Genomic DNA, 235 nt, shown 5'->3' with positions numbered 1-235 from the left:
GGCGACCACGGCGAAGCCGCGACCTTGCTCGCCAGCGCGCGCCGCCTCAATGGCGGCATTCAGCGCCAACAGGTTAGTCTGCTCGGCAATGGCGCGAATCACTTCCAGCACACTGCCGATCTGGGTGCTTTCCTGGGCCAGGCTCTGGATCACCTCGACAGCCTGGCCGATGGTCTCGGACAACTGGTCGATCTGGCTCAGGCTGTTGTCCAGGTTGTGCTGGCCCTGGCGTGCC

1 protein-coding gene is annotated in these 235 nt (G+C 65.1%); it reads right to left on the bottom strand.

Annotated features, from left to right (window positions below; genetic code table 11):
- On the bottom strand, positions 1-235 hold a 235-nt coding region (locus tag VD17_RS32890; RefSeq protein ID WP_046057194.1), incomplete at both ends, for a methyl-accepting chemotaxis protein.

The organism is Pseudomonas fluorescens (assembly GCF_000968015.1).
Classification (GTDB): domain Bacteria; phylum Pseudomonadota; class Gammaproteobacteria; order Pseudomonadales; family Pseudomonadaceae; genus Aquipseudomonas; species Aquipseudomonas fluorescens_W.
The sequence above is the reverse complement of the archived record's forward strand: the minus strand, read 5'-3'. Positions and strand labels throughout refer to the sequence as shown.